We start from the raw sequence: 26,436 nt of genomic DNA, 5'->3' as shown, positions 1-26,436 counted from the left end.
GAGTATTGGAATTTCTCCAGACAAGGATCCTAGAGAGCCCCTGAAGGAACGGCCTCCAAAAGCCTTAAGAATCCGGCCAGCTCATCGATTGTTTTTACTGAATGGTCCCATCCCTCTGAGCCGGCATGCTCATACCGGGAAATCAGGCAGGTCCTGCCCCCAAGCTGTTTTACCGGGTAAAGGTCATTGAAAGGGTTGTCACCGACGGATAAGATTTCATGAGGCTGGTAGCCTTCTTCCCCCAGCTTTTTCATGACGCCCCTGATGCCTTCAGGCTTTTGTGCATCCACTATGTATGTATCAAACAGATTTTCCAGCCCAAGAAAGCTGACAAATTCTTCAGCAGAAGGAGATGGCGTGTTGGTCATAAAAATTTTGCGCTCAGCATCCATCTTGCCTACCGCTTCAATCAAGCCAGGGAACACCTCGATCTGATGGGGGCCGGCAAGCATTTCCTTCCTGACTGTTTCGAACGCTTTCAGCTGTTCTGCTGCCTCGATCTTATGCCTTTTTGCAAGAATCGCTGCAACTCCCCATGGATCGCCTATGTAAAAAAGTCCGTTCATCTCTTCCTGGTTCAGTACCGCTTCCTTTCCATCCCATCCGAAGCAGCCTGTCGGGATAAGCCCTTCATGGCTGTATGCTCTTTTTCCATCTGTACAGGACAAATAGCCGAACTTCACGGGATGCCTGCCCTTGAGAATAGCATAAGCTTCTTCAATAACCGCCTGAAGCTCCTGTCCCTGCAGCCGGCTGCCAAGCATACGGCCGACATATCTCCCTAAAAAGGTATAATCCTGATATAATGTGCCGTCCAAGTCGAAGATGGCCACTTTTATGTCCTTGAGCCAATTCATTCTGCATTCCCCTTTCTTTATGAATGCCGGGAAAAAGGAGTGATCCCCTCTCCCGGCAGCCTGATGCTATTATTTATTTCTTAAGCAATTGATTGGCTTTTTCCGCTGCCTCATCAAGGGCGTCTTTCGGAGCAAGGCCATCTTCAAGCATGACCCTGGAGATTTGATCTGTCAGGATTTTAGCCACTTCCGGATAGGCTTCTGCCATCGGGCGGGCATGACCATACTGCAATTGGTCGACAGCCACTTTGAATTGCGGCATTTTCTCATATAGTGACTTCATTTCTTCAGAATCTACAGCTGAAAGGCGGCTTGGCAGATAGCCGGTATATTCGCTGGCATAAATGGTCTGTTCTTTTGCCGTCATCCATTTGATGAATTCCCATGCGGCATTTTGCCTTTCCTCATCAAGACCGGCTGTCATGACCAGGTTGGCACCGCCTGTCGGAACTCCATTCACCTTATTGGCAGGCATGAAAGCAGTGTTCAGCTCAAAGCCCTGTTCTTCGGCAACGCTCAGATTATAAGAAAGATCGGCTGTAGAAGAGAAAGCCATGGCAGAACGGCTGTTGGCAAAGTCCTGCTTGGCTGTATCTGCAGCTGCTTCGCCGCCAGGAACCTTGATGACGCCTTTATCGGCCATCTTTTTCCAGAATTCAAGCGCTTCGACACCTGCTTCTCCATTGAACTCAGCACTCTTTTCATCATCGGAGATCATTTGCCCTTCGCCTTGTGCGACAAATGCTTCATACATCCAGATATTGACCGGCATGGTCATCCCCACTGTTTCCCCTTCTTTTGTCAGGGCAGTCAGATATTCTTCGAATTCGTTCCAATCCTCAGGTCCTGCCGGATCAAGGCCAGCTTCCTTCAGCATGGTCGTATTCATATACAAAATCGGTGTGCTTCGCAGATATGGAAGGCCGTAAAGCTTGTCATCCACATAGGAATTCCCCATCAGCCCCGGATTAAAGTCATCCATATTGATATCATCTTTTTCAATGAATGGCGTGAGATCCTGCGTCATGCCGGATTTAGCGAAAACGCCAATGGAAGCAATCTCATTCTGAGTGACTTCAGGAGCATTCTTGGCGGCAAAAGCAGCCTGTGTCTTGGAGTGAAGCTCATCATAAGTCCCCTGGTATTCTGCTTCTACATAAATCTTGTCCTGGGATTCATTGAACATCTTGACTAGATTTTCATTATTCTCGCCAATTTTATCTCCCCATGCATACCAGTATTTGATATGGATTCGGTCATCACTGGCAGATGCTTTATGATCTCCCGAAGATTTCGTTTCTGTACCCGCAGAATTATTGCCTGAGCATGCGGTTGCCATCAGCAGCATAAAAATCATTACGATAAGACCGGATATTTTCTTCACTTCATATTCCCCCGTTTTTCGATTGAATTGTGATCTAGCGAATGCATTCATTATTGCAGCTTAAGCAAGATTGGAGCTTTAAAGCTTTCAAGAAAATGGTCAAAGGTACTGGCCTGCCTCCTCACCTCCCAAAAAAATAAAGAGACCTCAAACTAACGGAATGATTCTGTCCGTGTTTGAGGTCTCTCTGCATTGAACCTGTTTTCTATGTACTTGTCGATTATGATGTTACATCCCTTTTGCTAAGATAGTATTAGGGAATTGTAAATCTTTATTAAACTGGCATTCTCGCATTTTTGCGCCCGGCCTTGCTTAAATCTTCCTTCCAGATCCCGGTATTGGAGGTTGTGACCGCCGCAGCCCCGCATGAGAGCGATTCTTCCGCATGCTCCCTTTCCGTCAGCAGCCCTCCTGTGATAACCGGCACCGCGAGCTTTGCCGAGAGTGATTTAATGATGTGCGGAAGCCTTGAAGGCATGATTTCAATCATATCAGGGCCATCAGGACCACCCAGCTCCAGGACATGATCATATACTTCCGAATCTATCATGAATACACGCTGGATGACCATCAGGCGCCGTTTCTTAGCTTTTGCCGCGAGTCCCGGCTTTGTGGTCACAATGCCGAGCGGCTTGACATAATTGGCGATGAAATCCAGCCCTTCACTGTTAAGGCTCAGCCCCCCGATCTTTTCTATATGGATAAAAACCGGCAGCCCCTCCTTCCTGAACAGATCTGTATAATTTTTGACAGACATGATATTGCCGGTCATCAGGAAGACCGCGCTGAGTTTATCTTTATGCCTGATCGCTTTTTCAATTCCGCAAGGCTCTTTGACTGCCGCAATCTTCCTGCATGCTTCCAGACGTTCCAGAAAACCCGCTTTCTCTGCCAATGCTGCCACCATAACACTCCTATTCTTAAAATAGATTCGCTGTCCGTGATCCTGTCTTTCCCCTATTACAGTATCATAATCCTCTTTGATAAAAAGGAACCGGGAGTCTCTTTAACCTGATTTTTACAATTCCCGTCATTTTTCTTAATATTCGGCCCTTACTGTTCTAAGTGAAAGGAAGTACATACGAAGGGAGAATAAAAAAATGAAAATTGCAATGATTGGAGATCTGCATTACCCGGCAATCAACGAAGAGGTTTTGGGACTCAAGGAAGCGCGTACAGCTTTCTATGAAACGTTCATGAATCACTTTCTGGATATCGAGGCTGATTTTCATGTTTCTATCGGTGACCTGACTAATTTCGGCCTTCCAAACGAGCTTGAGGAAATCTACAGCATCATCAGGCAAAAAGACCGGACCTTCTACCATGCGCTTGGCAATCACGATGTATATGCGATGACAAAGAAAGAAGTGCTCGCCATCACCGGCCAAAAACAATATCACTCTTTCGAAAATGAAAAAGCCGTTTTCGCCTTCCTTGATACGGCAAGGGAAATGAACTATGAAGACTGGGGCGGCTGGATGGACGATGAGCAGCTGCACTGGTTCGAAGAAGTAGTGGCAGCTTCCGGGTCCAAGCCGCTTCTTGTGTTTGCCCATCATCCTATCTATAACACAACAACCCGCTCAGATGGCGAAAAAGGCTCCATCCACAAGGATATCGACATGTGGAAAGTGCTGAACCAGAAGAAAGGGCTTGGCGTTTATTTCAACGGCCACACCCATGTAGACTCCATCGTGCGCCAGCACAACTGGACCTTTGTACAGAAATCCGCTTGCCTTGACCAGCAGGCAGTCCGGGTCATTGAAATCGGCGAAGAAGAAATCTCCGTATCCGCTATTGATCTGGATGATGATATCTTGGCGGAAAAAGCAGGCTTCATCGCCGACAGCATCCCCCACTTTGGCCCGACTCCTGCAGCAAGGGGCACACAAGAGCAGCGTGAGTGCCGCATTCCCCTCCATGCAGCTGCCTACCAGCTGTAATAACTGCAAAATAGACATGGCTGTGAGCCATGTCTATTTTTTTGCGGACGGAGCGTCGTGCTGTTAGTCTGCGGCGGCACAATGGATGCGGAATGCAATTGCGGCGGCAAATTGAGCTTGTTTTTCTGAAGTCGCAAATAAATGCTGGAACTCGCAAATATATCCCCAAATCCGTAAATATAGCCTTTAACTTCAAGTCCAGCTATGGCGCCAGCCCCTCCGAATCTGAAAATGCCCCGCGCTTCCCTAGGTCCCAAGTCTTAGTCAAAATATGGCTGAGGCTCAATCCCTTTTTGGCAGTTTGCCTTTAAGATAGAAAACAGAATATGTGGAATTTACTCCTTTATAAAGAAAATTTTACCTATTGTACGTATTTTTTTCTTTTTCCTCTCTGTGTGATTGGTTTTTGGGGGCAAAAATCCATATTATTCATTTTACTTAAAGGAGAATCTTTATGAAATTGATCAGATTTATTGTTGAAAGAAAAATCCTTGTTGGACTGGTGGCGGTCCTGGTTTTGCTTACCGGGAGCTATGCGGTTCTTGAGCTTGATAAGGAGCTCATGCCTGCCATGAAGATGGATGGCGGCTATGCTGAAATCAATGCAGGAGAAATGCCTGCTATAGAGATTGAACGATCGATTACCACTCCGCTTGAGCAGCAGTTAAAAGGGCTCGACGGGGTTGAAGATGTAACCTCCACTACTATTGCCGGAAGAAGCTCCATACAAATGACCTTTGAGCAGGGACGCGGTGATGAGGTATTCAAAGAAGCAGAATCTGTCATTAATTCTTCCACTGCAGGAATATCCGGAGTTAAGGAAGTAGAAATGGGACAATACGGCGCAAGCCAGAGCTATGAATTTTTCCTGGATTTGTCGGACGGCAATCTTGAGGATACAACGAAGTTTGCAAAGGATACATTGGAGCCAAGGCTTGAAGCTCTGCCGGAGGTCCGGGATGTATCGCTTTCCGGCCTTGAGGAAAATGAAGTAAACATTCTCTTAAACCGGGAGGAAATGCAGAAAAAAGGACTGGATGCTGCGGGAGTGATGGCAGCCATCCAGCAGGTGAACAGCGAAGCGACACTCGGCCAGCTCAAGCTTGAAAATGATTCACCTTCCGTCCGCTGGAATACAAAACCGGGATCTGAAGATGACATAAGAAATATAGAAATCGCTTCCCCTGCCGGGTTCATCAAACTGGATGACATTGCTGATATTACTGTGGCACCGCAGGAAAGCTCCTCCTTTGTCTGGAAAAATGGCACCAAAGATCTTGTGTTTGTCCAAATAGGCAGGGTTTCTGATGCAACGCAGATCGAAATGGCAGATGCAGTCCGCGGGGAAATTGAAAAAATCCGCGAAGAAGGTCTGATCAAAGGGTTTGAATTGAATGAGATGGTTGCGCAGGCTGACTATGTTCAAGAGTCCATTGACGGTGTTGCGTCAAACATCATCATCGGGGGCATCATTGCTGTAGTGATTCTCCTGTTATTCCTGAGAAACTTAAGGGCTACTCTTATTGTCGGAATTTCCATCCCGACATCTGTACTCCTGACCTTTGCTTCTATGTGGATGTTCGGATACAGCCTCAATATCCTGACACTCATCGGCCTTGGATTGGGAATCGGCATGATGGTTGACTCCTCCATCGTCATTCTGGAATCCATCTACCGCAAAAAAGAGCAGGGGCTGGCCCGTCTTGAGGCAGTATTGGAAGGAACGAAAGAAGTTTCGGCAGCCGTAATCGCAAGTATGCTCACAACCATCGTCGTGTTCCTGCCGATCGGGCTGCTCGGCGGAGAAATGGGGCAATTTATGATCATGCTGTCTGCAGTTGTTGCGATCACACTGATCAGCTCAGTACTGGTTTCATTTACTGTCATCCCTTCTCTATCTGAGAAATTCTTGAAGATTTCCGGCAAAAAGAAAGCACGCAGGGAAGGTCCGCTGCTCCGTTTTTACAGCAGGGTGATTTCCTGGACTGTAAAGAAAAAACGCCACAGCCTCGCTGTGATCACAGCCTTTTTCATCATGTTCGCAGGATCGCTGCTGCTGATTCCAAAAATACCGATGACGATCATGCCGGATGTGTTCAACCGCTATTCCGAGCTGATGGTTGACCTGGAAACCGGTGTTTCCATTAAGGAAAAAGAAGCGGTTGCCGCAAAGATGAATGAAAGTCTGAGCAAAATCTCTGATGTAGAATCCAATTATGTCATGGACAGCGGCGGCATGATGTATACCATCATCAATATGACCAAAGGGGATGATATCACAAAGCCCCAGAAAGAGGTCAACGAGGAAATCATGAAAGCCCTTCGCAAACTTGAGGATACCCAGCCGATTGAAAGCGTCCAAAGCGCCATGTCCAGCGGAGGCGGCTATCCTGTGCAGATTAATCTGAAGGGTGAAAGCTTTGAGGAGCTCCAGTCTGTTTCAGGCTCTTTTATGAAGGAACTTGAAAAAATAGATGGAATCGTCGGCGTCACTACCTCCATGAAACGGACATCTCCTGAAGAGATAGTAGAGTTGAAAGAAGAAGAAATTGAAAAAGCTGGCCTGTCCGGACTGCAGGTCAAGCAATTCATTGAACAGTCTTTTATGGAAATGCAGCTTGGCGATGTTGCACTCAATGAAGAATCTGTTCCCCTTTCTTTAAAATGGAGCGAAAAAACGGCTACAAAAGAAGCGCTGATGGATCTCACCATCCCTGCTGCCGGCGGCGAAAAGAAGCTGTCAGAGCTGATCAGCCTGAAGAAAGTCGAAGTGCCGAATGAAATTGCACATAATGATGGAGACAGATATATATCGATTTCTGCTGATATCGAGGACAGGGATCTTGGCAGCATCAACCGGGATGTACAGAATTTGATCGAGGACTTTGATACACCGGCAGGCTACACCTTGTCTGCAGCCGGAGACCTTGAAGAGCAGCAGGAATTGATCAAGGATATGGTCTTTATCCTTGCCATCAGCATATTCCTTGTGTATCTCGTCATGGCAGTCCAATTCAACCACCTGGTTCAGCCGATCATCGTCATGTCCGTCATCCCGATGACAATCGTCGGCGTCATCCTTGGTCTTTTCCTGACCCAGCGCGAGCTGAGTGTCATGTCGGCAATGGGAATCATCATGCTGATCGGCATAGTGCTGAATAATGCCATCCTTCTGCTTGACCGGACCAACCAGCTGCGCAAGGAAGGAACTGCAATCACTGATGCGCTCATTCAGGCCGGAAAAGACCGGATCCGCCCGATCTTCATGACGACCCTGACAACAGCTGGCGGAATGCTGCCGCTGGCCCTTGCTTCCGGGACATCCGGAAACTATCAGGCGCCAATGGCAACTGTCCTCATTTCCGGGCTTATGTTCGCTACCTTTATAACGCTTCTGCTGATTCCGGCTGTGTACCGCTTGTTCACCCGCTCTCCTAAGAAAACGGAGGAGCAGCCGGAGCCAGTGATGGAGAATGCAAGCTGATGAGAATAGCCCCGCTTTTGGCGGGGCTTTTTTGTTCCGTTGATACCTCTTTCACAAATTCATGCCAAAATGCAAAACAGACAGAGAGAATCCCTGTCTGTTTTTTTACGATGCCTCCGCTCTCTCTTCCTCCGAAAAATACTGGTTCTTCCCGGGCTTCAAAGCCAGCCGGATAACATAAAGGGAAAGCAGCAGGTTTGCCCCGGCGAGGGCGATCGTTGTATAGCGCAGAGGAATAACATCGCCGATTATCCCGATTCCGAGCAGGAAGATGATCTGCGCAATGCTTTGGAAGACACTCAGCACACTTGTCATCCTCCCCATGATGGATACGGGGATGTTATTTTGATAAAAGGTCTGAAAGCCAGCGCTCATAAAAGCATTAAAAAAGCCAAGGAGCAAAAAACCTGCTGTGACCATGGCAAATGAATAGGATAAAGCATAAATCATATAACCTGCCGAGACCATGAGCATCCCGATGGCCATTAGCTGCCTGATGCTCAGCCGTCTGGAAATAACGGTAATAAGCAGAGCTCCAAGTGCAAAGCCGATACCGGTGATGCTGACCAGGAAGCTGTAATCCGCCTCGGACAGCCCAACCGTATCCTGGATGAACACAACTTCCTGTGAATCGAGGGCAAGGGAAAACAGGCCGAACGCAAGAAAGCTGCTATAAACGGCAAAAACGAATGATTCCTTCCGGCTGAAGGTGATCACTGCCTGCCAGTCCTCTTTTAAATGCTCAAATGCATTCCTCTTTTCAGGCAGTGCTGGTACATCCTTGTCTGCATCAGGAAGGAGCATGATGATCAGGGCAGAAATAAGAAACGATAGGCTGTTCAAGTAGATGGCCATATCAATGGTTCCAATCAGGAACAGTGCACCTGCAATCGAAGGACCGACAATGAAGGCACCGGATGAGACAAGGCTGCTGATCCCGTTAAACCGTTTGCGGCTGCCGGCAGGTACAAGCATGGTGATATATGTAGTGGATGCCGGAGTAAAAAAAGCTCTTGTGAGACTGATGACAAACAGGCTAACATAAATCAGTTCCACACTGCCAAGCAGCGGGATGACTGCGACTCCGGCAGCCCGGATGATGTCCGTAATGATCATCAGCTTTTTTTTATTGCTGCGGTCGACCAGCCCCCCGCTCCAGGAATTCATCAGCACCGCAGTGACCGGTCCGATGATCCACAAGCCTGCGACCGCTGCAGCCGAACCGGTCATCTCGAAAACGAGCAGATTAATGGCAATCAGATAAATAAAATCCCCCAGCCTGGATATGCCGATGCCAGTCAGGAGAAGCGAAGCAAGCTTCCAATTGAATTGATTCATGAGTTCACCCTTTTTTTGTGGGAATAGTCAATTAATTCATTATAGCATGCGAGTCACTTATCCTTTTGGGAAGATGTTACAAACTGGCAAACTCATATAAAAAGAGGAAGGCAGCGCCTTCCTCTTTTTCTGGGATCACTATTTTCGTTTTTCATAGAAATAGTGGTTCTGCCTCCTCGCGCTGGAACCACTATTTCCATTTTTCATAGAAATAGTGGTTCTACCTTCTCACCCTGGAACCACTATTTTCGTTTTTCATAGAAATAGTGGTTCTAGCCCGACTACCTGGAACCACTATTTTCATTTTCCATAGAAATAGTGGTTCTACCTTCTCTCGCTGGAACCACTATTTTTGTTTTTCATAGAAATAATGGTTCTACCTTCTCTCGCTGGGACCACTATTTTCGTTTTTCATAGAAATAGTGGTTCTACCTCCTCTCGCTGGAACCACTATTTTCATTTTCCATAGAAATAGTGGTTCTACCTCCTCTCGCTGGAACCACTATTTTCGTTTTTCATAGAAATAGTGGTTCTAGCTCGACACCCTGGAACCACTATTTCCAATTTCCCCAGAAATAATGGTTCCAGCTCCTCTCCAGCCTGCCCTCATCCTTCAGATACAGCCTCTTCCTTCGGCTTTGAGAAGAACCAGCCGCCAACTGCAATTAATATAAGCACGATATAAAATGTGATTTTCCATTCAGCAGACTTTGCAAAGCCTTCTGCGAGAACGCCGAGCGCCGGATGCGAAAGTGTGTAGACTGACAGCTTCACACCTACCCAGCCGACAATAAGGAATGCAGTAACCTCAAGGCCAGGCCTTGAGTGCAGCAGCCCGACAAACAGATTGGCGGCAAAGCGCATGATGATCAGCCCGATGAAACCTCCGGCAAAGATGACAAGGAATTTACCGCCGTCAAGTCCCCCGATGTTAGGCAGCCCGGAGTCCGGCAGCGCTATCGCCAGGGCAACAGCAGCAAGGATCGAATCGACAGCAAAGGCAATATCTGCCAGCTCCACTTTAAGGACGGTCATCCAAAAGCCTGACTTCTTCTTTTCTTCTCCTTCATCTTCCTCTTTCGCGCCGAATTTTCTTGCAGCGAGCTTGCGGAAGATATGGTTAATACAGATAAATAATAGATACAGCGCGCCAATGGCTTGAACCTGCCAAACGTCGACCAGGAATGAGATGACGAATAAAGAACCAAACCTGAAAACGAATGCCCCTGCCAGACCGTAGAATAATGCCTTTTTCCGCTCCTCCTCAGGCAGATGCTTGACCATGATGGCCAGTACGAGCGCATTGTCAGCAGCTAAGAGCCCTTCGATGGCAACCAGGAGCAGCAGCACCCAGCCATATTCCATTAATAATGCAAAATCCATTTTTTGTGCCTCCTATTAATCTGATTATTTTTCTATTCCATGCTTTAATTTCAGTGAATCCGGCGCCATCTTGATCATCCGCTCTACAAGAAACCCGGCCACTGCCAAGTCATCAACGATTCCGAGGAGGGCAAGATAATCAGGGATAAGATCGAATGGGAAAAAGGCATAAGTCAAAACGAGCAGGATGCCGAGCGCCTTTTTGTGAGCCCCGACCTCCTTTGATAAAAAGAAATCCTTTAGAAAGGGAATCACCTTCCAGAACTTAAACAGAAACTTGATTCTTCGAAAAAACTTCATACTGCCTCACACTCCTTATTGCGATTTTGCATACCTCTCATCCAGGCGTTTTTCAATTTTTTCAATCTCCCTCTTGTCCTTCAGAAGCTCTTCCTTGTTCTTCCTGATCAATTCTTCAAACTGGAATTTCTTCTTTTTCATGCCTGACACCCCTTTTTAAATTTTTAACAGAAAAAAAGCCTTTGCCACATCCGGCAAAGGCTCAATAAACAAATAAAGACCTTTACCCGAATCAGGTAAAGGTCTTGCTAACAACGTCATGGTTGCCAACAAAGCCGGGAGAAAACTCCGAAATGACGACTTTGCTGTAAAAGCTACTCCCCTTTAGGAGACTATTTAACTGTTGCTTTTATCATAATATAAACCTTCTGGGCTGTCAAATTTTCTTCTGCAGGAAGGAAATGGCATATCCAATGGCAAATTATTAAACAGACCATTTTTTAAGGAGGATAACCATGCAAAATTTTGTATCTCATATTGCCACGATTGAAATCCCTGTCTCAGATCTTGAAAGGTCCATAGCGTTCTACAGAGAAATATTCGGTGTCTCTGTGCACTTTCATGGGGAAAAAGCTGCCATGCTGACATTTGAAGCCAAAGGGGTGCCGACCATCTTTCTTGTAGAGACTGGCAGTGAAGGAAAACTGTCTTTCCATAATACATATACCGGAATCGACCACACCATTGTTGATTTTTATACAGAATCTCTTGAAGAATTCAGAGATTGGCTTAAGGGAAAAAATGTAGAAGTGGGGCCGCTTAATGTTCATCCTGAAAACGGGATGGGCGGGTTTGGCTTCAAAGACCCGGACGGCAACAATCTGAGCGCGTGCAATGTCCTTCACCCAGGACAATAGGCATTAAAGGAGGCATTGCCCCTTTTTCTGCTTTGTCCACACCATTCTTCCCCGAAGAGCATTATATGTATCCGTAAAGGATGTGAAATCATGAACATTGCGTCAATCGGGGAGCATTGTGTCGTAAGAATCAACCGGCAATTTTTCCTGCTGCTGGAAATCGATTTTTCTTTTGAGGCGATGAACAGAAAAGAAACTATTTTTATCAAATTGACCGAACAAGAAGCCAGTGCGCTGACCGAAGCTTCTCTATAAAAAGCCATGAGGTGCCCTGCCGGGAGAAGGCAGGCACCCAATGGCTTGCTTTGCTTTATAGAACTAACGGGTTTTCCGGAGGAAATGCAGCCATATGCTGCGCTACATAAATGCAAATCAGTTGCCCTTCCCTTCTGTACACGTTATATTTCGGGTAAATAGAAGAAATGAGGGATCAGGATGAAAAAAGCAGAAATAGAATACAAAATCCAGGACTTGAAACTGGACTATGTGCGGCTGCAAAACGACCTGGAGAAGCTGGAATCTGTCGATGGGAATATTTCTCCTCTGGAAAAGCAGATCCAGGCTATCGAGGCAGAGCTGAAGAGTTTGTATAGTGAACTGGAAAACGCCTGATTTTGTTTGTCAGGCTGGACAATTAAGTTATTCAGAACATGACTCTTTAGTCTCGAATCAATTCTGTACGTATTGGCACCAATGAAAGGACTCGCCTTACCGGCGAGTCCTTTGTGACTTTTGCAGCAAGGGCACCTCTCCCTTAATAGGCATATCGAATTATTTTTCCAATATTTAGGTATTATCATTCACATTAACTCTTTCCTCCCGTTTACAATAAGGATTGTTATCTTATAATCGGAGGAACGTAAATATGAAAATCAATTCTCTTATTCTAGTCATTCTGGCTGTACTGCTGGCTGCCTGCGGGAACAATCAGAATGAGGAAGCGGGCAAAAAGGAACCTGTGCAAGAAGTGGATGCCCAAAAGGAAGACCAGGATTCTGCTGAGGATGAGGACAGTGAGAAAGAGGCTGTGGAAACCACGGTGCTTAAAGCTCGTGAGGATGCTGGCGATTATGATGTGAAGCTTGAAGGCGAAATCCACCGGAAGGACCAGAAAATCACAGTTACAGGCACCACCAATCTTCTTCCCGGTTCAAAACTTTTCCTTTATACCGATCCGCTTGACGGCGCCATCATCGGTAGCGCTGGCACCACTCTTGTCGAAGAGGATGGAAGCTTCACACTTGAAGACAGCATCCCGGATGGCTATAAATATCCTGTGATTTATACAAGAATCATTTTCAGTCCTTCTGCCAGCAGCGATGAGGTGAATGAGCATTATTCCGTGGATGGCAGCAAGCTCGAAGGGGCATTCGTAAGGCTTGATGAAGAAGGCGGGGAACATCAGAAGCAGATTGTCGCTGTGAATGAAATTGATCTGTCCCAGCCGGAAAGCACGGTTATGATTGAAGAATCGGAGTGGTCAAAGCCTGAAGATTACGGAGCTGTTCAAATCCGGATGGAAACTGAAGTGACCGAAGATGAAGATTTCATTTACATTAATGGCAAAAGCAATATCCTGGAAGGAGCATCTGTTACAGGTGGCGTCAGTGCAGAAGGCTATATCATCACAGGCTTCAATGACCGTGCCGATGTCATGCCTGACGGATCCTTCCGCCTGGTCATCTCCAACCCGATGACCGAAATCAAGGATCTGAAATCGTATCAGGTCAAAATCATGTTCGACCCAACTGATGGCAACGGCTTATCATATATCCAGGAAACCTACGGCGAAAAAGGCGAGAAGCTGCAGGGCGGCCTGATCAAAAACGAAAACGGGACTAACATGGCGGTTTATACTTTTAAGGCAGGAAAATAATAATTAACAGGCCTCCTGAATAATTTCAGGAGGCCCTTCTTCATGCCTGGGCAGTCAGCGGATGCTTAAACTCTGCCGGCAGTCTGCTATGTTCGCCATTATATTTTACAAATAAAACAGTGCTGTCCTGATACTTCACCTTTTCCAATACAGCGGTCTCTGGGGAAGGGGTGAAATAAAGCGCTGCCCTGTTTGTGCCCTCTCCTGCGAGCATTCCGGCAAGCTCGGCCGGATCCCAATCGGGTTCAGATGAAATGACATCGTACATATGCAGGACATCGTCTTCCTTCCTGGCAAGGACAATGGCCCCTTCTTCCGGAATGTAATAGATATCATCATGAAACACATTCAGGCAGTAAAACATGAGCAGCTCTCTTGTATTGACGGCATCAAACCCGCCTGGAAAGCTCCTTCTGGCTGCCATCTCATAAATGAACTTCAGATCTTCAGGATTTCTGCCATCCAATTTGCGGATTTCCCTTTGCCGGCTGCCAGCGCTCACCTTTATGAAATATTGCGTTTCTTTCACAGGATTAAAACCAAATTTCGGATAAAAATCGAGCACAGATGAATTGGCAAAAAGGTAAATGAAATCTGCTTCTTTAAAGTCTTCCAGGATGCGTTCCATCAATTGCCTTGCCAGCCCTTGGTTGCGGCAGTCGGGGTGCGTCATGACGGTGCCTACCTGGACAGCCTTCCACTGCTTCCCCTCCCCTGAAAACTGGATCAAGTTTGCCGAGGCATTGGCCACCACCTTTTCTCCGACTGCAAAAGAATAAGGTATGTATTTATTTGACCAGTATCCAAGGTTGAACCATTCTTCAAATTGGATGCCGAAAGTCTCTTCCGCCAGTTCATTAAAACTCCTGCGCAATTTTCGGTTTTTTTCATAGCCTGTGACAAACGTCAGCTTCTCCAGTACAGCCATATTATTTTCCTCCATCAAAGCTTCTTTGCTTTTATAGTAAGCCGGAAAATGATCAGCGTCCAATCTTTTTTCAAAAAAATCCCTGATTTAAGTTTACAGGAAAACACACCGGGAACGAGTGGAATATCTAATTCTTACACAGGGAGGCGGAAAAGATGAGCCTGCTTTTTTACAAAGCAATGGAAGCGTTCAAAAAAGATGCTGAACGCGAAGAGCAAATGAAGCGCCAAGCGGCAAGTCAATATCCGATAAAGCAAAAATAAGAACCTTTTCCCTTTCCTGTCCATCCTTTCGGGGGTGGATTTTCTGTATAAGAAAAAGGATAAAATCCTATGGGATTTTATCCTTTTTCATTTTGCCGGGCTCTTTCCAGCAGCTGCAGGAATGACCACTTTTGCAGAAGTAACCGAGTTTTGTGAATCTAAGGTAACCTGGCCGCCATAGCGGCTGGTGATCTGCTTTACGATGAACAGCCCCTGGCCCCTTGTTTTTCCTTTTTCGGTTTTTTTCGTTGAAAATCCGCTTTCGAAAATCTTTTCTTTATCCCATGAATTTATGCGGGGGCCTGTGTTTGTCACGGTAAACATATAGCGTCCTTCACCTGCCGTGCAGGATACTGACAGCTTCCTTTCTTCCTCAGGAAGCTCAAGGGAAGCCTCTATGGCATTATCAATCAAATTTGAGAGGATTTTAATCAGGTCTGTAGTTTTAATAAAATTAAAAGAATCCTCAGAAACGGTAAATCTGGCTTCGATGCCGTAATTTTGTGCCAGCAGCCTTTTTGTTTCAAGCAGTACCCCCAGCCCGGGGTTGACCGTATCGAGCTTGATGGATTCAATGGAATGCACTTCCTTGGAAAGGGCCGTCAGATAGGAAAGGGCCTGATCATAGCTCTCAATCTTCAGCAAACCGTGAAGCACCTGGATATGGTTTGAGTAATCATGCCTCAATGACCGGACTGAAGAAAGAAGCGAATCAAACTCTGCCTGGTACGTATATTCCGTCTCACCGACTTCATTTTTCAGCTCACGCTGGTACCAGCGCTGGATAAAGATGAATGCTGTGAGGAGAAACAGTACAAAGACTCCGTTGAAGACCAGGTTGGATAAACTGCCTTTCAGCACCTTGCTGCTGATGCTTCCAATCATATCCGCGCTGATGTCAATGGCCAGGAAGCCAATGACCGCACCTTCCGAATTTTTGATTGGCGCCCCGGCGGTCAGATACTCGCCATATTCAGGGTCCTGAATGATACCGGTACTAAAAGGCTTTCCATTATAGGCCTGCTTCACCTGCTCCTCCGGTACTGTGCAGATCCCGCCGATCGGGAACTCTGCGGCACCAGGCGGCAGCCCGGCTATCATCGCCCTTGAAACCTCAGGATTATCAATAAGGAGGGTATAGACGTGAAGAGAGCCTGTCTTTTTCCTCACATCCTCCAGATACCTTTTGACAGCATCATATTCCGGCCCTTTTTCCGGATTTTTCAGAAACTCCTCATAAATGATGACTGGCATGGATTCTGCAATGGACTTGGCTGTTTCCAGCGTCTGGCTGGCGATGGACCTTACGGTTGAGCCTTTTATGCTTACATAAGATATATACATATTAAAAATAGTAAACAATAGCAGCAATAGCGCTGATATGACAATGATGGCTTTGAGCTTGGCATTTTTCATCTGCTTTGACTTCCTCTTCTTATTTACAGTTATAGTAAAAATAGCCTAAATTCAAGTTTACTATATTTTGAGGGCGAGCACATCATAAAATAGGTTGGGAAAATTTCAAAAGCAGGCCAGTCTGAATGGCCTGCTTCAATTCATTCTATTCTTCCTTTTCATTGTGCTCCGAATAAGTGTTTCCTTCATTTTCAAAGAGAATCTTAAGTACCGTTTCAGCGGCTGTCCCAGAACCGGTCGAAATAACGGGCCATTCCCTCAGTTCAGCCAGGGATTCGGGCTGGGGGATAGGCAGCTTCTCCCTCCCGCCTTTCAGGAAATCTTGCCCAATACCCGAATAAATTTTCCCAACCTCGGCAATCTAACATTATGACAAAAAACAGGGTGAATCATTGTGCAGACTGACTGGTTTTCTATCCTTCCATTTCTGATCGCCATTCCAATTGCCATTAAAACCAAGCAGGTTCTTCCCGGCCTTTTTGCCGGCCTTCTTGCCGGCTCCTTCCTTCTTCAGCCAACACTGGCAGGCGGCTTGGAAACGCTCATCCGTTTTCTTGTAAAAGGGCTGGTGGACGAAAATAATATTAAGATCATTCTTTTTCTGTATGCTTTTTCCGGCCTTGTCGGCATGATCAAGATTTCCGGGGGCATCCGGGGATTTGTCGAGGAAGCCTCAGTCAGGATCCAGAACAAAAGGCAGGCGCTGCTTCTTACCTACCTGTCAACGGTCGGGACCTTCTCCGCCCCGAGCTTCCGGTTCGTCACGATTGCGCCGATCATGCGGGCACTCTTGAAAAAGGTCAATATGTCGACGCAGGAGCTTGGCTTTGTCATTGAGACGACAGCCACGCCCATCATTGTCCTGATTCCCATCGCTACAGCCTTTGTCGGCTATATGACCTCCATTGTCGATATTGCTGTAAGCAATGAAAATATCGCTGCCGATCCTTATGATCTTTTCCTGAGGAGCATCCCTTTTAATTTCTTTTCTTTTGTGATGATTCTGCTTGGGATCTATTTAAGCTTTTTCCATCATTCAAAATCGACCCAGGACAGCGACCCTGAAAAAATTGGAGAATCCGGCGATGATGAGGATGATTGGCACACATGCGATCCGTCGGTTGGAAGGGATTTGCCGGAAAAGCCGTGGAACCTTTTAGTTCCGCTTGCGCTTGTCGTCCTCCTGACTTTGATTTTCACATGGTGGGACGGCTATAAAAAGGCAGGGGGCTTTGCCGCCGCCTTCATTAAAGCAGATGTAATGGATGCTATGCTGATTGCCCTTGTATTTACCGTACTCTTTACCTTCCTGTTTTTCCGGTTCCAAAAGACGAAGACATCAGATCTCTTGAACAGCTTCGTGATCGGCGGGAATGACCTTATGTCTGTCATCGTCCTGCTTGCTGTTGTCTGGGGGCTGTCGTCCGTGACGGAGGAACTTGGATTTTCCGCTTTCATCACCCGCTATTCAGGCTGGATACCGCCTTCCATAGTTGTGCCGCTCCTCTTTTTATTCGGGGCAGCCATCTCATATTTCATCGGGTCTGCATGGGGCACATGGGGAATCCTGATGCCGCTCGGGATTTCAATGGCCGTTGCCTCAGGCATCTCTCTTCCGCTCGTCATCGGCGCTGTCTTTGCGAGCGGGACTTTTGGTGCATTTGCCTCCCCGCTGAGCGACGATACAAATACGATAGCCCGTATCCTGAATCTGTCTGTCATAGAATATGCACGTTATAAGCTGAAGCCCGCACTGATTGCTGCCGGGATCACTGCCGTATTGTATGCCGGCACCGTATTTTTCTCCTGACAGCAGAATTGCCCGCACCGCAGCGTATAAAGTGTGGTAAAGTAAGAGGGCACAAAACTGAAAGGAGAATACATATGACACATCAAGCAAATGAATTGCCTGCTAAAACATGCAGCATAGAAAGACTGGTAACCGTTCCGGCAGATATCGAGAAGGTACTAAAAGGAGAAAAAACAGCCACAAGACGTAACGGCAGGTATGCCGATATCGGGGAAATCATGGTACTGAAGGATAAGGAATTTGTCGTTACTTCCGTCTACAGCCAGACTCTCGGCGAGCTTACAGACGAGCATGCCCGCCATGAAGGATTCAGCTCTGTAGAGGAATATAAAGAGACCATCCTTTCCTATCATAAAGGTATGCCATGGCTTCCGCATATGAAGGTCTGGGTCCACGAGTTTAAACCGGCTGAAGCGTAAAACATGATGGATTTACTCTATCGGGCCGTTATATACATACATGTACTTAGTGCGATTATGTCAATCGGGCCGTTCTTCATCCTCTTCCCGATCGTGAAGAAGCTGAAGACAGCCGCCGGTGCCGGGCTCGAAGCATATATGGATACTTTCCGCTCCGTTGTCAGGCTCTCCAAGCACTCCGGGCACGTCCTTGTGGGATCGGGCGTCATTTTGATTGCAGCCGGACCTTGGACATGGGGCACCTCCTGGGTTGTCATGACCCTGATCATCCTGTTTCTCTCTCTCTTCTTCCTGGCACGCGCCTTCACGCCGAAGCTGCGGAAATTCAGGGAAGAAGGGACCGATAAGGAAACAGCAGCGGCTGAGCTTAACCGCACTGTATGGATTTACATCATCCTTCTTTCGGCCATGCTCTGGTTCATGGTCGTCAAGCCAGGTCTTTGGTAAGATGGTTTGCTTATTGAGGAATACAGGATAAAATGCTAAAACCTTGCCCTATTGCGGCAAGGTTTTTATTTTAAAGAAGAAATAATAGTATTTATAAAGAACAATGATGACCAGCATAATCCTGACTGCTGTGATGTCCGTCAAGAAGAATGCAATGATGATCATAGCGTCAGCAAACAGCAGGATCGTGAACTTTTGCTTCAGTGTCATCGACTTATTTTTCACAAAGCTTGCTAAGTGCTTTTTGTAGATCCCTGTCTGCTTGAACCAGACTTCGAACCTTTTGGATCCCTTCATAAAGCAGAATGAGGCCAGCAGAAGCAGCGGGGTGGTCGGAACGACGGGAAGGATGATGCCAAGGATGCCGAGGCCCAGGGCCAGAAAGCCGGCTGTGACGAATAAAATCTGTATTAATTTCCTGATAACATCTGCCCCCCTTCCTATTCTGAGTTTAATCTACCATTTTTCAAATTAAAAAGATATATCTGATGTATGTAAAACTCCATAATGAAAGGCCCTGCATCAACGCAGGGCCCTCCACTTTACCGGGCAGTCACTTTGTTCAGGAACTGCTGTGTACGCTTGTTTTGTGATTTTTCAAAGACTTCCTCAGGTGTTCCTCTTTCAAACACAACACCGCCGTCCATGAAGATGACTTCGTCGGCAGCATCGCGGGCAAAGTTCATTTCATGCGTCACGATGACCATCGTGATGTCTTCCTTGGCCAGATCCTTCATTACCTTCAGCACTTCCCCGACCAGCTCCGGGTCAAGAGCAGATGTCGGTTCATCAAAGAGCAGCACCTGCGGGTCCATCGCCATTGCCCGGGCAATCCCGACCCGCTGCTGCTGGCCGCCGGACAGCTGGTGCGGATAATTATCGGCACGGTCTTTGAGACCCACCTTTTCAAGGAGGCTCAGCGCCTTTTTCCGTGCTTCGTCTTTCGAGCGCTTCAGCACGACCATCTGGCCTTCCATTACATTTTCAACCGCGGTCAAATGCGGGAAGAGATTATAGTTCTGGAATACCATGCCGGTCTGCTTGCGGAAGGCTACCATTTCCGCCGTTTTAATTTTCACAGAATCACCGAACTGGAGCGTTTTGCTGCCAAGCTCGATCTTGCCGGCATCAGGAGTTTCGAGCAGGTTCATGCATCTGAGAAGGGTTGTCTTCCCTGATCCTGAAGGGCCGATGATAACGGCCGTTTTCCCGGTCGGTATGGACAGGTCGATCCCTTTCAGCACTTCCAGTTCGCCGAATTTCTTATACAGGTTTTCAATCTTTATCATTCAGGCACCTCCATTATTTTGCTACGCTTCTTCCAAAACGGTCTTCTAGCTTGTTCTGGAAATAAGACAGGACTGTGCTGAAAATCAGATAAATAAAAGCAACCTCGATGTACAGCCACAGCGGTTCATAGGTGGCTGCCGCAATCTGCTGCCCTTTTTGGAACATCTCGGTAACCGTGATGGTCGCTGCCAGGGAAGTATCTTTTACCAGGCTGATAAAAGAATTCCCGAGCGGAGGGACTGAGACCCTGACTGCCTGGGGAACGATGATGCGCCTCATGGCCTGGCTGCGGGTCATCCCGACAGAGGAAGCCGCCTCCCATTGCCCTTTGGGAATGGAAAGGATTGCTGCCCGGATGATTTCAGAGCTGTAAGCCCCCTTGTTTAAGGTAAAAGCAATCACAGCGGCCGGGAACGGATCCAGTGTGATGCCCAGGCTTGGAAGCCCAAAAAACAGGATGAAAATCTGGACCAGCAGCGGGGTTCCCCTGAAGATCCAAACATAAAACCTGGCCAGCGCGACAAGCGGCTTGATGCTGGACAATCGGGCAAGGGCTACAAAAAACGCAAGAATCAAACCGAGTGCAAATGTAATCAATGTGAGCGGGATCGTAAAATAGATCCCTGCCTTTAAAATAGGAAAAAAGGAATCAGCGAGGATTCCTATAATTCGTTCTGAGCGTTCATCAAACATCTATATCATATCCTTTATTTCGATACGTCTGAGTTGAACCATTTTTTAGAGATTTCCAGGTATGTTCCGTCTTCTTTCATTTCTGCAAGTGCCCCGTTCACAGCTTCGACAAGCTCATCACTGCCTTTGCGGAAAAGGAAGGCATTGCTTGTTGCATCTTTTTCTTCATAAACACTCTTGACTGGAAGTTCAGGACGCTGCTTCTTTAGGTCCAGATAAGAAAGGCTGTCGTTGATTGTTGCATCAATCCTGCCGGAAGTAATCAGGTCGATGGATTGATTGAAGCCTTCCACGACTGTGTTAGTTGCGCCATGCTCCTCGGCAATTTTACGGTAGTTTGAGTCCAGTGACTGGCCGACTTTTTTGCCGTCCAAATCATCCAGCGTCTTGATATCATTATTATCTTCATGAACGACAAGTACCGCTTTAGAAACGATATACGGATCAGACATATCATATTTCTCCAGGCGCTCGTCACGGATAGCGACTTCATTCGCAACCATGTCATAGCGTTTCGCATCAAGGCCGGCAATCATGCCATCCCATTTCGTTTCAACAAATTTAGGCTTGATATCAAGGCGCTTGAATACTTCTTCAGCAATTTCAATGTCAAAGCCAGTGAGCTTGCCTTCATTATCATGGTAAGTGAACGGAGCATATGTTCCTTCAGTCCCGATAGTGATTTCGCCTTTTTCCTTGATCTGGTCATACAGGCTTTGGTCTTTCGCTGTATCTTTGTCTCCATTGCCGCTGCTTCCGCATGCTGCAAGGGAAATCGCTAATGCAAATGTGAGTAAAATTAGTGCGTACTTTTTCATGTGTGCATCAATCTCCTAGTATTTTTATCGGTTTAATTTAAACAACGTTACTTAGGTTAATCCACCGGTGAAAAAAAGTCAACATATATTGCTCGGTATTAAAAAGAATCCCCTTAATGCCTGGATTTCATGTGCAAATAAAAACATCTGCCATATCAGCTTTTCAGCCCTAAAATCCTAAAGAATCAGCAAACCCGCATCTTTTATGCTAGATGCGGGCTGAGTATTACTCTTCTTTTTTCTGGTTCAGTGATTTTAAGGCGCCGCGGAATGCCTGATCATCCATTCTGCTGTCAGAGGAATCTTGCTTTTTTTCTTTTTCCGCCCTAAAAGATAGCAGTGCCTGCCGGTATGCATGATCCTCCATCCGGTCCGTATCATCGACCGCGGGTTTTATGGTTGTGCCTGCCGCTTCCCCTGCATCCTGAACAGGTTCAGCATGATGTTCCTCAGAAGCCTGGAGCACTGCCTGCCTGACACTCTGTTCTTCCTCCTGGAGTGCATGTCTGCGGGAAGAGTGTATATTGGCAGCAATCAGGATGGCAGCCACAATAACCGCAGCCAGAAGGCAAAATATGATGCCGGCCATTACTGACCAGCTCCGTCACTGCCGGCATCAAGCCGCCTGGCCAGAAGGGAGACACGTTCGCCGAGGGCTCTCCCAAGTTCCAGCCCTTCACTTGATATCTTCTCGTCTGAATCAATCGGGCAGGTGATGCCGACTCCATAATAAGAGCCGTATAAGGCATTCGCCGGAATGTTGGCAGGCAGCCCGGCAATGATCATCCCTTGATGGAGCATCGGCGTAATCAGGTTAAGCATCGTCGCTTCAAGTCCCCCATGGGTTGTTGCCGTTGTACAGAAAACCGCGCCGATTTTATTGACCAGCTTTCCTTCCGCCCATAAATAGCCCAGCTTATCAATCCATGCTTTCAAGCCAGAGCTGATGGTTCCAAAATGGCCCGGGCAGCCCCAGATAATGGCATCCATTTCCGGAAGCCGGTATACATCAGCCTGGCTGACATGGTCAATGTAAACCTCTGCCCCCTCTATCATCCGGGCACCGTCAGCAATAGAATTTGCCAGTGATTCTGTATGCATGCCTTCACTATCATATACTACGTATATCTTCAATTGCCTTTCCTCCCTTCGATCACTTCTGTTAGAGCGAAATCTTCACTTCCGCATTCATCCCTGGCAGCACTTTGTCTGACGCATTTTTCAGGGAGATTTTCACTGCGACCTTTTGGGCCACTTTAGTGTAGCTGCCATTGGAGCTTTGCTGGGGAAGCACAGAAAATAATGAATTGGTCGCAAAGCCGATTTCCTCTACTTCTCCGTCAAATATGGTATTGCCATCTCCGTCAACTTTGATTTCAACACTGTCTCCGGCTTCAATGTCCTTCAAATCTTTTTCCTGGATATTGGCCGTGATATAAAGATGCTCCATGTCCGCAGCCACAGCCAGCGCCTGTCCTGCCTGGACCATTTGATGCGGATAGGCTTCATTCTGGATGATCGTGCCGTTCATATAGCTGCTGACAGGAACAGAAGATTCTCCTGCCGCTACTTTCCCGACGCTTTCATTCTCGGAGACACTTTCCCCTTCTTCCAGTTTCCATTCTGCAAGCATCCCTGATGCCGGTGCCGTCACCTGCATCATATCGGCTGACACCACTGCATCCTTGGTCGTTACATAGTTTTCATTCTGATAATAGTAATAAGCACCGGCTGCGATCAATGCAAACACAACCAGGATTCCAATAATATTTGTCAGGATTAAACGTCCTTTACTCATTCATCTTTCTCCTCTCAGATAACACCTATTATTTATGTGCCTGCCGGCTGTCCGGAGCAGGCAGCAGGATTCTTTTCTGTTTTTGGACAAGCGATCGCCCTTTTCCTGTCGCAATCTTACCAATCGAAGCCAGCAGCATGATAACACCGATTCCCAGCAATATCGTAAACAGGTCATGGTATGCCGTAAGGATGGCCGACTTTTTCGCATTGACGACCCATTCATAGAACATCATGCTCTTTGCTTTGGCAAGGGGCATACCGGTTTCCATCAGGTGCTTCGTCATCCTGGCCATTTCTGCCTGCACCTCTGGATCATACTTCCCTGCCTGGCTCCTGATTGCTTCATAATGATGCGCATTCTGCCTGTATATAAACCAGCCGAGCACCGGAGCGGCCACTGCCCCGGCAAAATTCCTGATAGAATGCAGGGTGACTGACCGCTTGGAGGCTTTATGGATATCCCCGGCCAGCGCCGTCCCAAGTGCTCCTGCCACCAGCACCATGCTGACTCCTGCTCCAAGGCAGGCGATTTGGAAATAGAGAGCCGGAAGGGAGATGTCAGGAGTGATGTTCATCCATCTCCAGCTGACATATATGACACCCAGTGAGCCGATTGTCCCCAGAATGCCCGCTCCAAGCCTGTCGTATAATAAGGTTTTCAGGATTGCTGTAATCATGATCCCGATGAAAAACCAGAAATAAAAATGCGATAGATATTCAAATGGCAAATCTTTATTATTGCGAAGAAAACCATTAATTCCGGCAAGAGCAAAAATGAGCGAGATATGGGAGGCAACTGCCATGATTGTGCCTGACAGCGGCTTGGCTGCCTTGAGAGAGCCAAACGGAACCAGAGGATTCTCCGATTTTAAATCCCAATAAATAAAGAGAATCATGATAATGGCGGCGAGAACAAGCAGCGGCCAGATCCTGATCGATGAGAAGCCCTCGTCCATCAGATTGCAAAGGGGATAGGCCAGGCTGAGGATAAACAAGCCTAATAGGAATATCCCTTTTTTATCCGCAGGCGGCTCCCTATGCTTTTTCTCATCCTGTGCTGATGGAAGAAAGATGCTTCCCAAAACGAGGCATAAAATGCTGGAAACGATGTTCAGGATAAACAGCCAGCGCCACATGCCCGATGTAAGAGAAATGCTTCCAAAGAAAGCTCCGACTGCACTCGATCCGAATAGTCCCCCGATCGCCATCAGCAGGAAGGTATTGCGGATCTTGTTAGGAAAAGAAGTCAGGCTGACCGGCAGGATCGTCAGGAAAAGAATGCCGGCGCTGATCCCCTGTATGATCCGTCCAGCCGTTAATGTTGTGAGACCCAGTGACAGCGCGTCCAGTACAGAGCCAAGCTGGAAAACCAGCACAAAGGTCAGATAGTTCCTCTTAAGGCCGATCTTCCTTGCCAGCACCGGACCGAGCGGCACACCAAGCGCAAACGCAAGATTGGACAATGTGGACGGCAGCAGCAGATCATTCGAACCGAGGTTCAGTCCGTTTTGAATGATTCCCTGATTGAGAATATAAGATAAATTTAAAAAGTACTGAGGTCCGATAGAAAATATGGTCAGTATGGATATAGCCAAATATGGCGGAATGGCCATCTTTTTCGAATCAGATCCGGAAATATTGATAGGTTGACTCAACAGCAGGATCCTCCTTTCGATACTATATATTTCTTTTTACAAGTTGCATCATACAACTTACAAACAATATATTGTATTATACAACTTTACAGTGATTCTGCAACAGGTAATTTCCAACAAAAAAGAGAGCCTTGCCGGCTCTCTCCTCAACCATATTATTTTCCCCATAGTTTGAAATCTTTATTAAGTCTTGTCAGGCTGGCTTCCAGTCCTGCCAGCTCTTCCGGTGACCAGTCCTTCAAAATCTCACCATAGACGGTCTGGCGGGCTTCTTTCACCTTCTGAAGCACTGCCCTGCCTGTGTCTGTAAGCTGGACAAGGCTGATGCGGCCGTTATGTTCGTCCGGAAACCGTTCAATATAAGCTTTTCCTTCAAGAACGGCGATTTGCCTGCTTGCTGTAGATAGATTCAGCATCAGCTTTTCTGCCAATGCATTAATTGCCAGCGGCTCATGCGCGGAAATCTCACTCAGCAATAAATACTCCGACCGGTCAAGGCTCCCCAGCTTCGGGCTGTGGGCAGTCGTCAGCCTCACAAGCATCGCAATTTCATATTCAATCTGCCTTAAAGTATCCTTCAGCACCATCCGCCCCCTCATAATAAAGCCTTTCTTCTATTTGTGATTATGAACCATTTTAAGTGAGGTATCAAGGGATGAAATGCGGCGGTTCAGCCAGGGCTTTCTCCCTGGCGCCAGCTGTATCTTCAATTTTCCAAAACTTCGGCCAGCACAGCAAGCCTGTCCACGGCAGGATCCTCTCCAGGATGGCCAAACTTTGAAAAGAAAAGCTGCCTGTCTTCAGGATCAATGCCGCTTCTATTAATAGGGATCATATAGCTTGCAAGAATCCGGTCAAGTGAAACCGCCCTCCTGAAAAATTCGGGAGAATCCACGGCATCTACTTTTCTTCCATCAGAGAAAATCAGATCATAGCTAACCGAGATTTCGTTTTCGGTGCTAACTGTATAAGACACCTCCGCCCGGTCGATCTCTTCCCAGCTATACACTTTCTCACCGCTGAAGAGACCATCCCTGAAGCTGATTTCCAAGGGGCCAAAATTGCCATATGTATAATAATCATTCAACAGCAGAATGCTTCCCGCAAGAGCACCTGCAGCAAATAAAAAGGTATAAATATTTAAACCAAATACTTTTCTTGCTTTCTTTTCCATGAACCGGCCAAAGATGCAAAAAGAGAGAAAAATAATGACTCCACCCACCAGCAAAACGGCCCAGCGGCTATACAGGAATATGATCCGGCCAGGTGAACTGAAGCTTTTCAGCTGGCTGCTGCTGTAGCCTTCAATGGCCCATAGGGAAATCACCGCTGCAGCCAGCATAAGTAAACTTAAAGTAATAAAAGGATGGAAGCCCCTTTTTTGTTTTCTGTTTTTAAGCTTTTTTGCCTTCATCTTATCCCCCCTGCGCTTCCATTATATAGAGGAAAAAGAAGAAAAAGCCAGGCATTGCCCG

28 protein-coding genes are annotated in these 26,436 nt (G+C 47.0%); 9 read left to right on the top strand and 19 right to left on the bottom strand.

What is annotated here, in order from left to right:
* Positions 1-29: 29 nt before the first annotated feature.
* From AC4E8B_RS05780 to AC4E8B_RS05770, 3 genes are all read right to left on the bottom strand, one after another.
* Positions 30-857 carry an HAD family hydrolase gene (locus AC4E8B_RS05780; RefSeq protein ID WP_490217604.1) on the bottom strand — a complete coding sequence of 276 codons (828 nt, stop codon included), beginning with the start codon at positions 855-857 and terminating at the stop codon, positions 30-32.
* Between the two features lie 73 nt (positions 858-930).
* On the bottom strand, positions 931-2,292 hold the full coding sequence (locus AC4E8B_RS05775; RefSeq protein ID WP_490217602.1) for an ABC transporter substrate-binding protein: 1,362 nt from the start codon (positions 2,290-2,292) through the stop codon (positions 931-933).
* Between the two features lie 223 nt (positions 2,293-2,515).
* A complete protein-coding gene (locus AC4E8B_RS05770; RefSeq protein ID WP_490217600.1) occupies positions 2,516-3,148 on the bottom strand; it encodes a glycerol-3-phosphate responsive antiterminator in 633 nt (210 codons plus the stop codon).
* Positions 3,149-3,341: 193 nt separating this feature from the next.
* Between AC4E8B_RS05770 and AC4E8B_RS05765 the strand changes: the two genes are divergently transcribed.
* Positions 3,342-4,184: a metallophosphoesterase family protein gene (locus AC4E8B_RS05765; protein ID WP_490217599.1), complete on the top strand. Its 843-nt coding sequence runs from the start codon at positions 3,342-3,344 to the stop codon at positions 4,182-4,184.
* Positions 4,185-4,638: 454 nt separating this feature from the next.
* The gene (locus AC4E8B_RS05760; RefSeq protein WP_490217598.1) at positions 4,639-7,668 is read left to right on the top strand and encodes an efflux RND transporter permease subunit; all 3,030 of its coding nucleotides are present in this window, start codon (positions 4,639-4,641) and stop codon (positions 7,666-7,668) included.
* Between the two features lie 105 nt (positions 7,669-7,773).
* Here the strand turns inward: AC4E8B_RS05760 and AC4E8B_RS05755 are convergent, their stop codons facing one another.
* The 4 genes from AC4E8B_RS05755 to AC4E8B_RS05740 all read right to left on the bottom strand — a co-directional run bounded on the left by AC4E8B_RS05755 (position 7,774) and on the right by AC4E8B_RS05740 (position 10,830).
* Positions 7,774-9,006, bottom strand: a complete 1,233-nt coding sequence (locus tag AC4E8B_RS05755) for an MFS transporter (protein ID WP_490217597.1) — start codon at positions 9,004-9,006, stop codon at positions 7,774-7,776.
* A gap of 606 nt (positions 9,007-9,612) precedes the next feature.
* Entirely contained in the window at positions 9,613-10,389 is a 777-nt protein-coding gene (locus AC4E8B_RS05750; RefSeq protein ID WP_490217596.1) for a TerC family protein, read from the bottom strand.
* A 24-nt stretch (positions 10,390-10,413) separates the two neighbouring features.
* Positions 10,414-10,689: a YkvA family protein gene (locus AC4E8B_RS05745; RefSeq protein WP_490217594.1), complete on the bottom strand. Its 276-nt coding sequence runs from the start codon at positions 10,687-10,689 to the stop codon at positions 10,414-10,416.
* A 15-nt stretch (positions 10,690-10,704) separates the two neighbouring features.
* The gene (locus AC4E8B_RS05740) at positions 10,705-10,830 is read right to left on the bottom strand and encodes an FbpB family small basic protein (protein WP_083783065.1); all 126 of its coding nucleotides are present in this window, start codon (positions 10,828-10,830) and stop codon (positions 10,705-10,707) included.
* A 314-nt stretch (positions 10,831-11,144) separates the two neighbouring features.
* Here AC4E8B_RS05740 and AC4E8B_RS05735 point away from each other — a divergent pair, with 314 nt between their 5' ends.
* The 4 genes from AC4E8B_RS05735 to AC4E8B_RS05720 all read left to right on the top strand — a co-directional run bounded on the left by AC4E8B_RS05735 (position 11,145) and on the right by AC4E8B_RS05720 (position 13,422).
* Complete coding sequence (locus AC4E8B_RS05735; RefSeq protein ID WP_490217593.1) at positions 11,145-11,546, top strand: VOC family protein; 402 nt, start codon at positions 11,145-11,147, stop codon at positions 11,544-11,546.
* Between the two features lie 90 nt (positions 11,547-11,636).
* The gene (locus AC4E8B_RS05730; RefSeq protein ID WP_224904466.1) at positions 11,637-11,801 is read left to right on the top strand and encodes a hypothetical protein; all 165 of its coding nucleotides are present in this window, start codon (positions 11,637-11,639) and stop codon (positions 11,799-11,801) included.
* Between the two features lie 180 nt (positions 11,802-11,981).
* Complete coding sequence (locus AC4E8B_RS05725) at positions 11,982-12,158, top strand: SE1832 family protein (protein WP_490217592.1); 177 nt, start codon at positions 11,982-11,984, stop codon at positions 12,156-12,158.
* Positions 12,159-12,411: 253 nt separating this feature from the next.
* Complete coding sequence (locus tag AC4E8B_RS05720; protein WP_490217591.1) at positions 12,412-13,422, top strand: hypothetical protein; 1,011 nt, start codon at positions 12,412-12,414, stop codon at positions 13,420-13,422.
* 40 nt (positions 13,423-13,462) lie between these two features.
* On the opposite strand, the gene AC4E8B_RS05715 is transcribed toward AC4E8B_RS05720, so the two are convergent.
* Complete coding sequence (locus AC4E8B_RS05715) at positions 13,463-14,350, bottom strand: GNAT family N-acetyltransferase (protein WP_490217590.1); 888 nt, start codon at positions 14,348-14,350, stop codon at positions 13,463-13,465.
* A 350-nt stretch (positions 14,351-14,700) separates the two neighbouring features.
* A complete protein-coding gene (locus tag AC4E8B_RS05710) occupies positions 14,701-16,029 on the bottom strand; it encodes a sensor histidine kinase (RefSeq protein WP_490217589.1) in 1,329 nt (442 codons plus the stop codon).
* Between the two features lie 394 nt (positions 16,030-16,423).
* On the opposite strand from AC4E8B_RS05710, the gene AC4E8B_RS05705 reads away from it, so the two are divergent.
* The 3 genes from AC4E8B_RS05705 (at position 16,424) to AC4E8B_RS05695 (ending at position 18,705) form a co-directional block, all read left to right on the top strand.
* Positions 16,424-17,839, top strand: coding sequence for a Na+/H+ antiporter NhaC family protein (locus tag AC4E8B_RS05705; protein ID WP_490217587.1), 1,416 nt, complete (start codon positions 16,424-16,426; stop codon positions 17,837-17,839).
* Positions 17,840-17,913: 74 nt separating this feature from the next.
* A complete protein-coding gene (locus AC4E8B_RS05700) occupies positions 17,914-18,258 on the top strand; it encodes an ASCH domain-containing protein (protein WP_490217586.1) in 345 nt (114 codons plus the stop codon).
* A 6-nt stretch (positions 18,259-18,264) separates the two neighbouring features.
* The gene (locus AC4E8B_RS05695) at positions 18,265-18,705 is read left to right on the top strand and encodes a hypothetical protein (RefSeq protein ID WP_490219522.1); all 441 of its coding nucleotides are present in this window, start codon (positions 18,265-18,267) and stop codon (positions 18,703-18,705) included.
* Positions 18,706-18,753: 48 nt separating this feature from the next.
* Here AC4E8B_RS05695 and AC4E8B_RS05690 read toward each other — a convergent pair whose 3' ends face one another.
* From AC4E8B_RS05690 to AC4E8B_RS05645, 10 genes are all read right to left on the bottom strand, one after another.
* Positions 18,754-19,110, bottom strand: coding sequence for a YbaN family protein (locus AC4E8B_RS05690; protein ID WP_490219520.1), 357 nt, complete (start codon positions 19,108-19,110; stop codon positions 18,754-18,756).
* Between the two features lie 137 nt (positions 19,111-19,247).
* The gene (locus AC4E8B_RS05685; protein ID WP_490217585.1) at positions 19,248-19,994 is read right to left on the bottom strand and encodes an amino acid ABC transporter ATP-binding protein; all 747 of its coding nucleotides are present in this window, start codon (positions 19,992-19,994) and stop codon (positions 19,248-19,250) included.
* A gap of 13 nt (positions 19,995-20,007) precedes the next feature.
* On the bottom strand, positions 20,008-20,688 hold the full coding sequence (locus AC4E8B_RS05680) for an amino acid ABC transporter permease (RefSeq protein ID WP_490217584.1): 681 nt from the start codon (positions 20,686-20,688) through the stop codon (positions 20,008-20,010).
* Positions 20,689-20,702: 14 nt separating this feature from the next.
* Positions 20,703-21,506, bottom strand: coding sequence for an amino acid ABC transporter substrate-binding protein (locus AC4E8B_RS05675; RefSeq protein ID WP_490217583.1), 804 nt, complete (start codon positions 21,504-21,506; stop codon positions 20,703-20,705).
* 226 nt (positions 21,507-21,732) lie between these two features.
* The gene (locus AC4E8B_RS05670; protein WP_490217582.1) at positions 21,733-22,095 is read right to left on the bottom strand and encodes a hypothetical protein; all 363 of its coding nucleotides are present in this window, start codon (positions 22,093-22,095) and stop codon (positions 21,733-21,735) included.
* Positions 22,095-22,640 carry an NAD(P)H-dependent oxidoreductase gene (locus tag AC4E8B_RS05665; protein WP_490217581.1) on the bottom strand — a complete coding sequence of 182 codons (546 nt, stop codon included), beginning with the start codon at positions 22,638-22,640 and terminating at the stop codon, positions 22,095-22,097. Before AC4E8B_RS05665 ends, AC4E8B_RS05670 begins: the two co-directional genes overlap by 1 nt.
* 28 nt (positions 22,641-22,668) lie before the next feature.
* A complete protein-coding gene (locus AC4E8B_RS05660; RefSeq protein ID WP_490217580.1) occupies positions 22,669-23,304 on the bottom strand; it encodes an HlyD family secretion protein in 636 nt (211 codons plus the stop codon).
* Positions 23,305-23,332: 28 nt separating this feature from the next.
* A complete protein-coding gene (locus AC4E8B_RS05655) occupies positions 23,333-24,961 on the bottom strand; it encodes an MFS transporter (RefSeq protein ID WP_490217579.1) in 1,629 nt (542 codons plus the stop codon).
* A 155-nt stretch (positions 24,962-25,116) separates the two neighbouring features.
* Positions 25,117-25,560 carry a MarR family winged helix-turn-helix transcriptional regulator gene (locus AC4E8B_RS05650; protein WP_490217578.1) on the bottom strand — a complete coding sequence of 148 codons (444 nt, stop codon included), beginning with the start codon at positions 25,558-25,560 and terminating at the stop codon, positions 25,117-25,119.
* 107 nt (positions 25,561-25,667) lie between these two features.
* Positions 25,668-26,375 (bottom strand): hypothetical protein, encoded by a 708-nt coding sequence (locus AC4E8B_RS05645; protein ID WP_490217577.1) that lies wholly within the window; start codon positions 26,373-26,375, stop codon positions 25,668-25,670.
* Positions 26,376-26,436: the final 61 nt, after the last annotated feature.

The organism is Bacillus sp. SRL543, from assembly GCF_984799205.1.
Note: the sequence above shows the minus strand (reverse complement) of the source record. Positions and strands in the feature narration are given on the sequence as shown.

What these genes read in the sequence shown, in the direction of transcription:
- AC4E8B_RS05660 (WP_490217580.1), bottom strand. Translation starts at nt 23,304, where the DNA reads ATGAGTAAAGGACGTTTAATCCTGACAAATATTATTGGAATCCTGGTT.
- AC4E8B_RS05760 (WP_490217598.1), top strand. Translation starts at nt 4,639, where the DNA reads ATGAAATTGATCAGATTTATTGTTGAAAGAAAAATCCTTGTTGGACTG.
- AC4E8B_RS05710 (WP_490217589.1), bottom strand. Translation starts at nt 16,029, where the DNA reads ATGAAAAATGCCAAGCTCAAAGCCATCATTGTCATATCAGCGCTATTG.
- AC4E8B_RS05650 (WP_490217578.1), bottom strand. Translation starts at nt 25,560, where the DNA reads ATGAGGGGGCGGATGGTGCTGAAGGATACTTTAAGGCAGATTGAATAT.
- AC4E8B_RS05675 (WP_490217583.1), bottom strand. Translation starts at nt 21,506, where the DNA reads ATGAAAAAGTACGCACTAATTTTACTCACATTTGCATTAGCGATTTCC.
- AC4E8B_RS05770 (WP_490217600.1), bottom strand. Translation starts at nt 3,148, where the DNA reads ATGGTGGCAGCATTGGCAGAGAAAGCGGGTTTTCTGGAACGTCTGGAA.
- AC4E8B_RS05695 (WP_490219522.1), top strand. Translation starts at nt 18,265, where the DNA reads ATGGATTTACTCTATCGGGCCGTTATATACATACATGTACTTAGTGCG.
- AC4E8B_RS05780 (WP_490217604.1), bottom strand. Translation starts at nt 857, where the DNA reads ATGAATTGGCTCAAGGACATAAAAGTGGCCATCTTCGACTTGGACGGC.
- AC4E8B_RS05740 (WP_083783065.1), bottom strand. Translation starts at nt 10,830, where the DNA reads ATGAAAAAGAAGAAATTCCAGTTTGAAGAATTGATCAGGAAGAACAAG.
- AC4E8B_RS05775 (WP_490217602.1), bottom strand. Translation starts at nt 2,292, where the DNA reads ATGAATGCATTCGCTAGATCACAATTCAATCGAAAAACGGGGGAATAT.
- AC4E8B_RS05700 (WP_490217586.1), top strand. Translation starts at nt 17,914, where the DNA reads ATGACACATCAAGCAAATGAATTGCCTGCTAAAACATGCAGCATAGAA.
- AC4E8B_RS05725 (WP_490217592.1), top strand. Translation starts at nt 11,982, where the DNA reads ATGAAAAAAGCAGAAATAGAATACAAAATCCAGGACTTGAAACTGGAC.
- AC4E8B_RS05755 (WP_490217597.1), bottom strand. Translation starts at nt 9,006, where the DNA reads ATGAATCAATTCAATTGGAAGCTTGCTTCGCTTCTCCTGACTGGCATC.
- AC4E8B_RS05715 (WP_490217590.1), bottom strand. Translation starts at nt 14,350, where the DNA reads ATGGCTGTACTGGAGAAGCTGACGTTTGTCACAGGCTATGAAAAAAAC.
- AC4E8B_RS05645 (WP_490217577.1), bottom strand. Translation starts at nt 26,375, where the DNA reads ATGAAGGCAAAAAAGCTTAAAAACAGAAAACAAAAAAGGGGCTTCCAT.
- AC4E8B_RS05735 (WP_490217593.1), top strand. Translation starts at nt 11,145, where the DNA reads ATGCAAAATTTTGTATCTCATATTGCCACGATTGAAATCCCTGTCTCA.
- AC4E8B_RS05765 (WP_490217599.1), top strand. Translation starts at nt 3,342, where the DNA reads ATGAAAATTGCAATGATTGGAGATCTGCATTACCCGGCAATCAACGAA.
- AC4E8B_RS05730 (WP_224904466.1), top strand. Translation starts at nt 11,637, where the DNA reads ATGAACATTGCGTCAATCGGGGAGCATTGTGTCGTAAGAATCAACCGG.
- AC4E8B_RS05745 (WP_490217594.1), bottom strand. Translation starts at nt 10,689, where the DNA reads ATGAAGTTTTTTCGAAGAATCAAGTTTCTGTTTAAGTTCTGGAAGGTG.
- AC4E8B_RS05670 (WP_490217582.1), bottom strand. Translation starts at nt 22,095, where the DNA reads ATGGCCGGCATCATATTTTGCCTTCTGGCTGCGGTTATTGTGGCTGCC.
- AC4E8B_RS05685 (WP_490217585.1), bottom strand. Translation starts at nt 19,994, where the DNA reads ATGATAAAGATTGAAAACCTGTATAAGAAATTCGGCGAACTGGAAGTG.
- AC4E8B_RS05750 (WP_490217596.1), bottom strand. Translation starts at nt 10,389, where the DNA reads ATGGATTTTGCATTATTAATGGAATATGGCTGGGTGCTGCTGCTCCTG.
- AC4E8B_RS05680 (WP_490217584.1), bottom strand. Translation starts at nt 20,688, where the DNA reads ATGTTTGATGAACGCTCAGAACGAATTATAGGAATCCTCGCTGATTCC.
- AC4E8B_RS05720 (WP_490217591.1), top strand. Translation starts at nt 12,412, where the DNA reads ATGAAAATCAATTCTCTTATTCTAGTCATTCTGGCTGTACTGCTGGCT.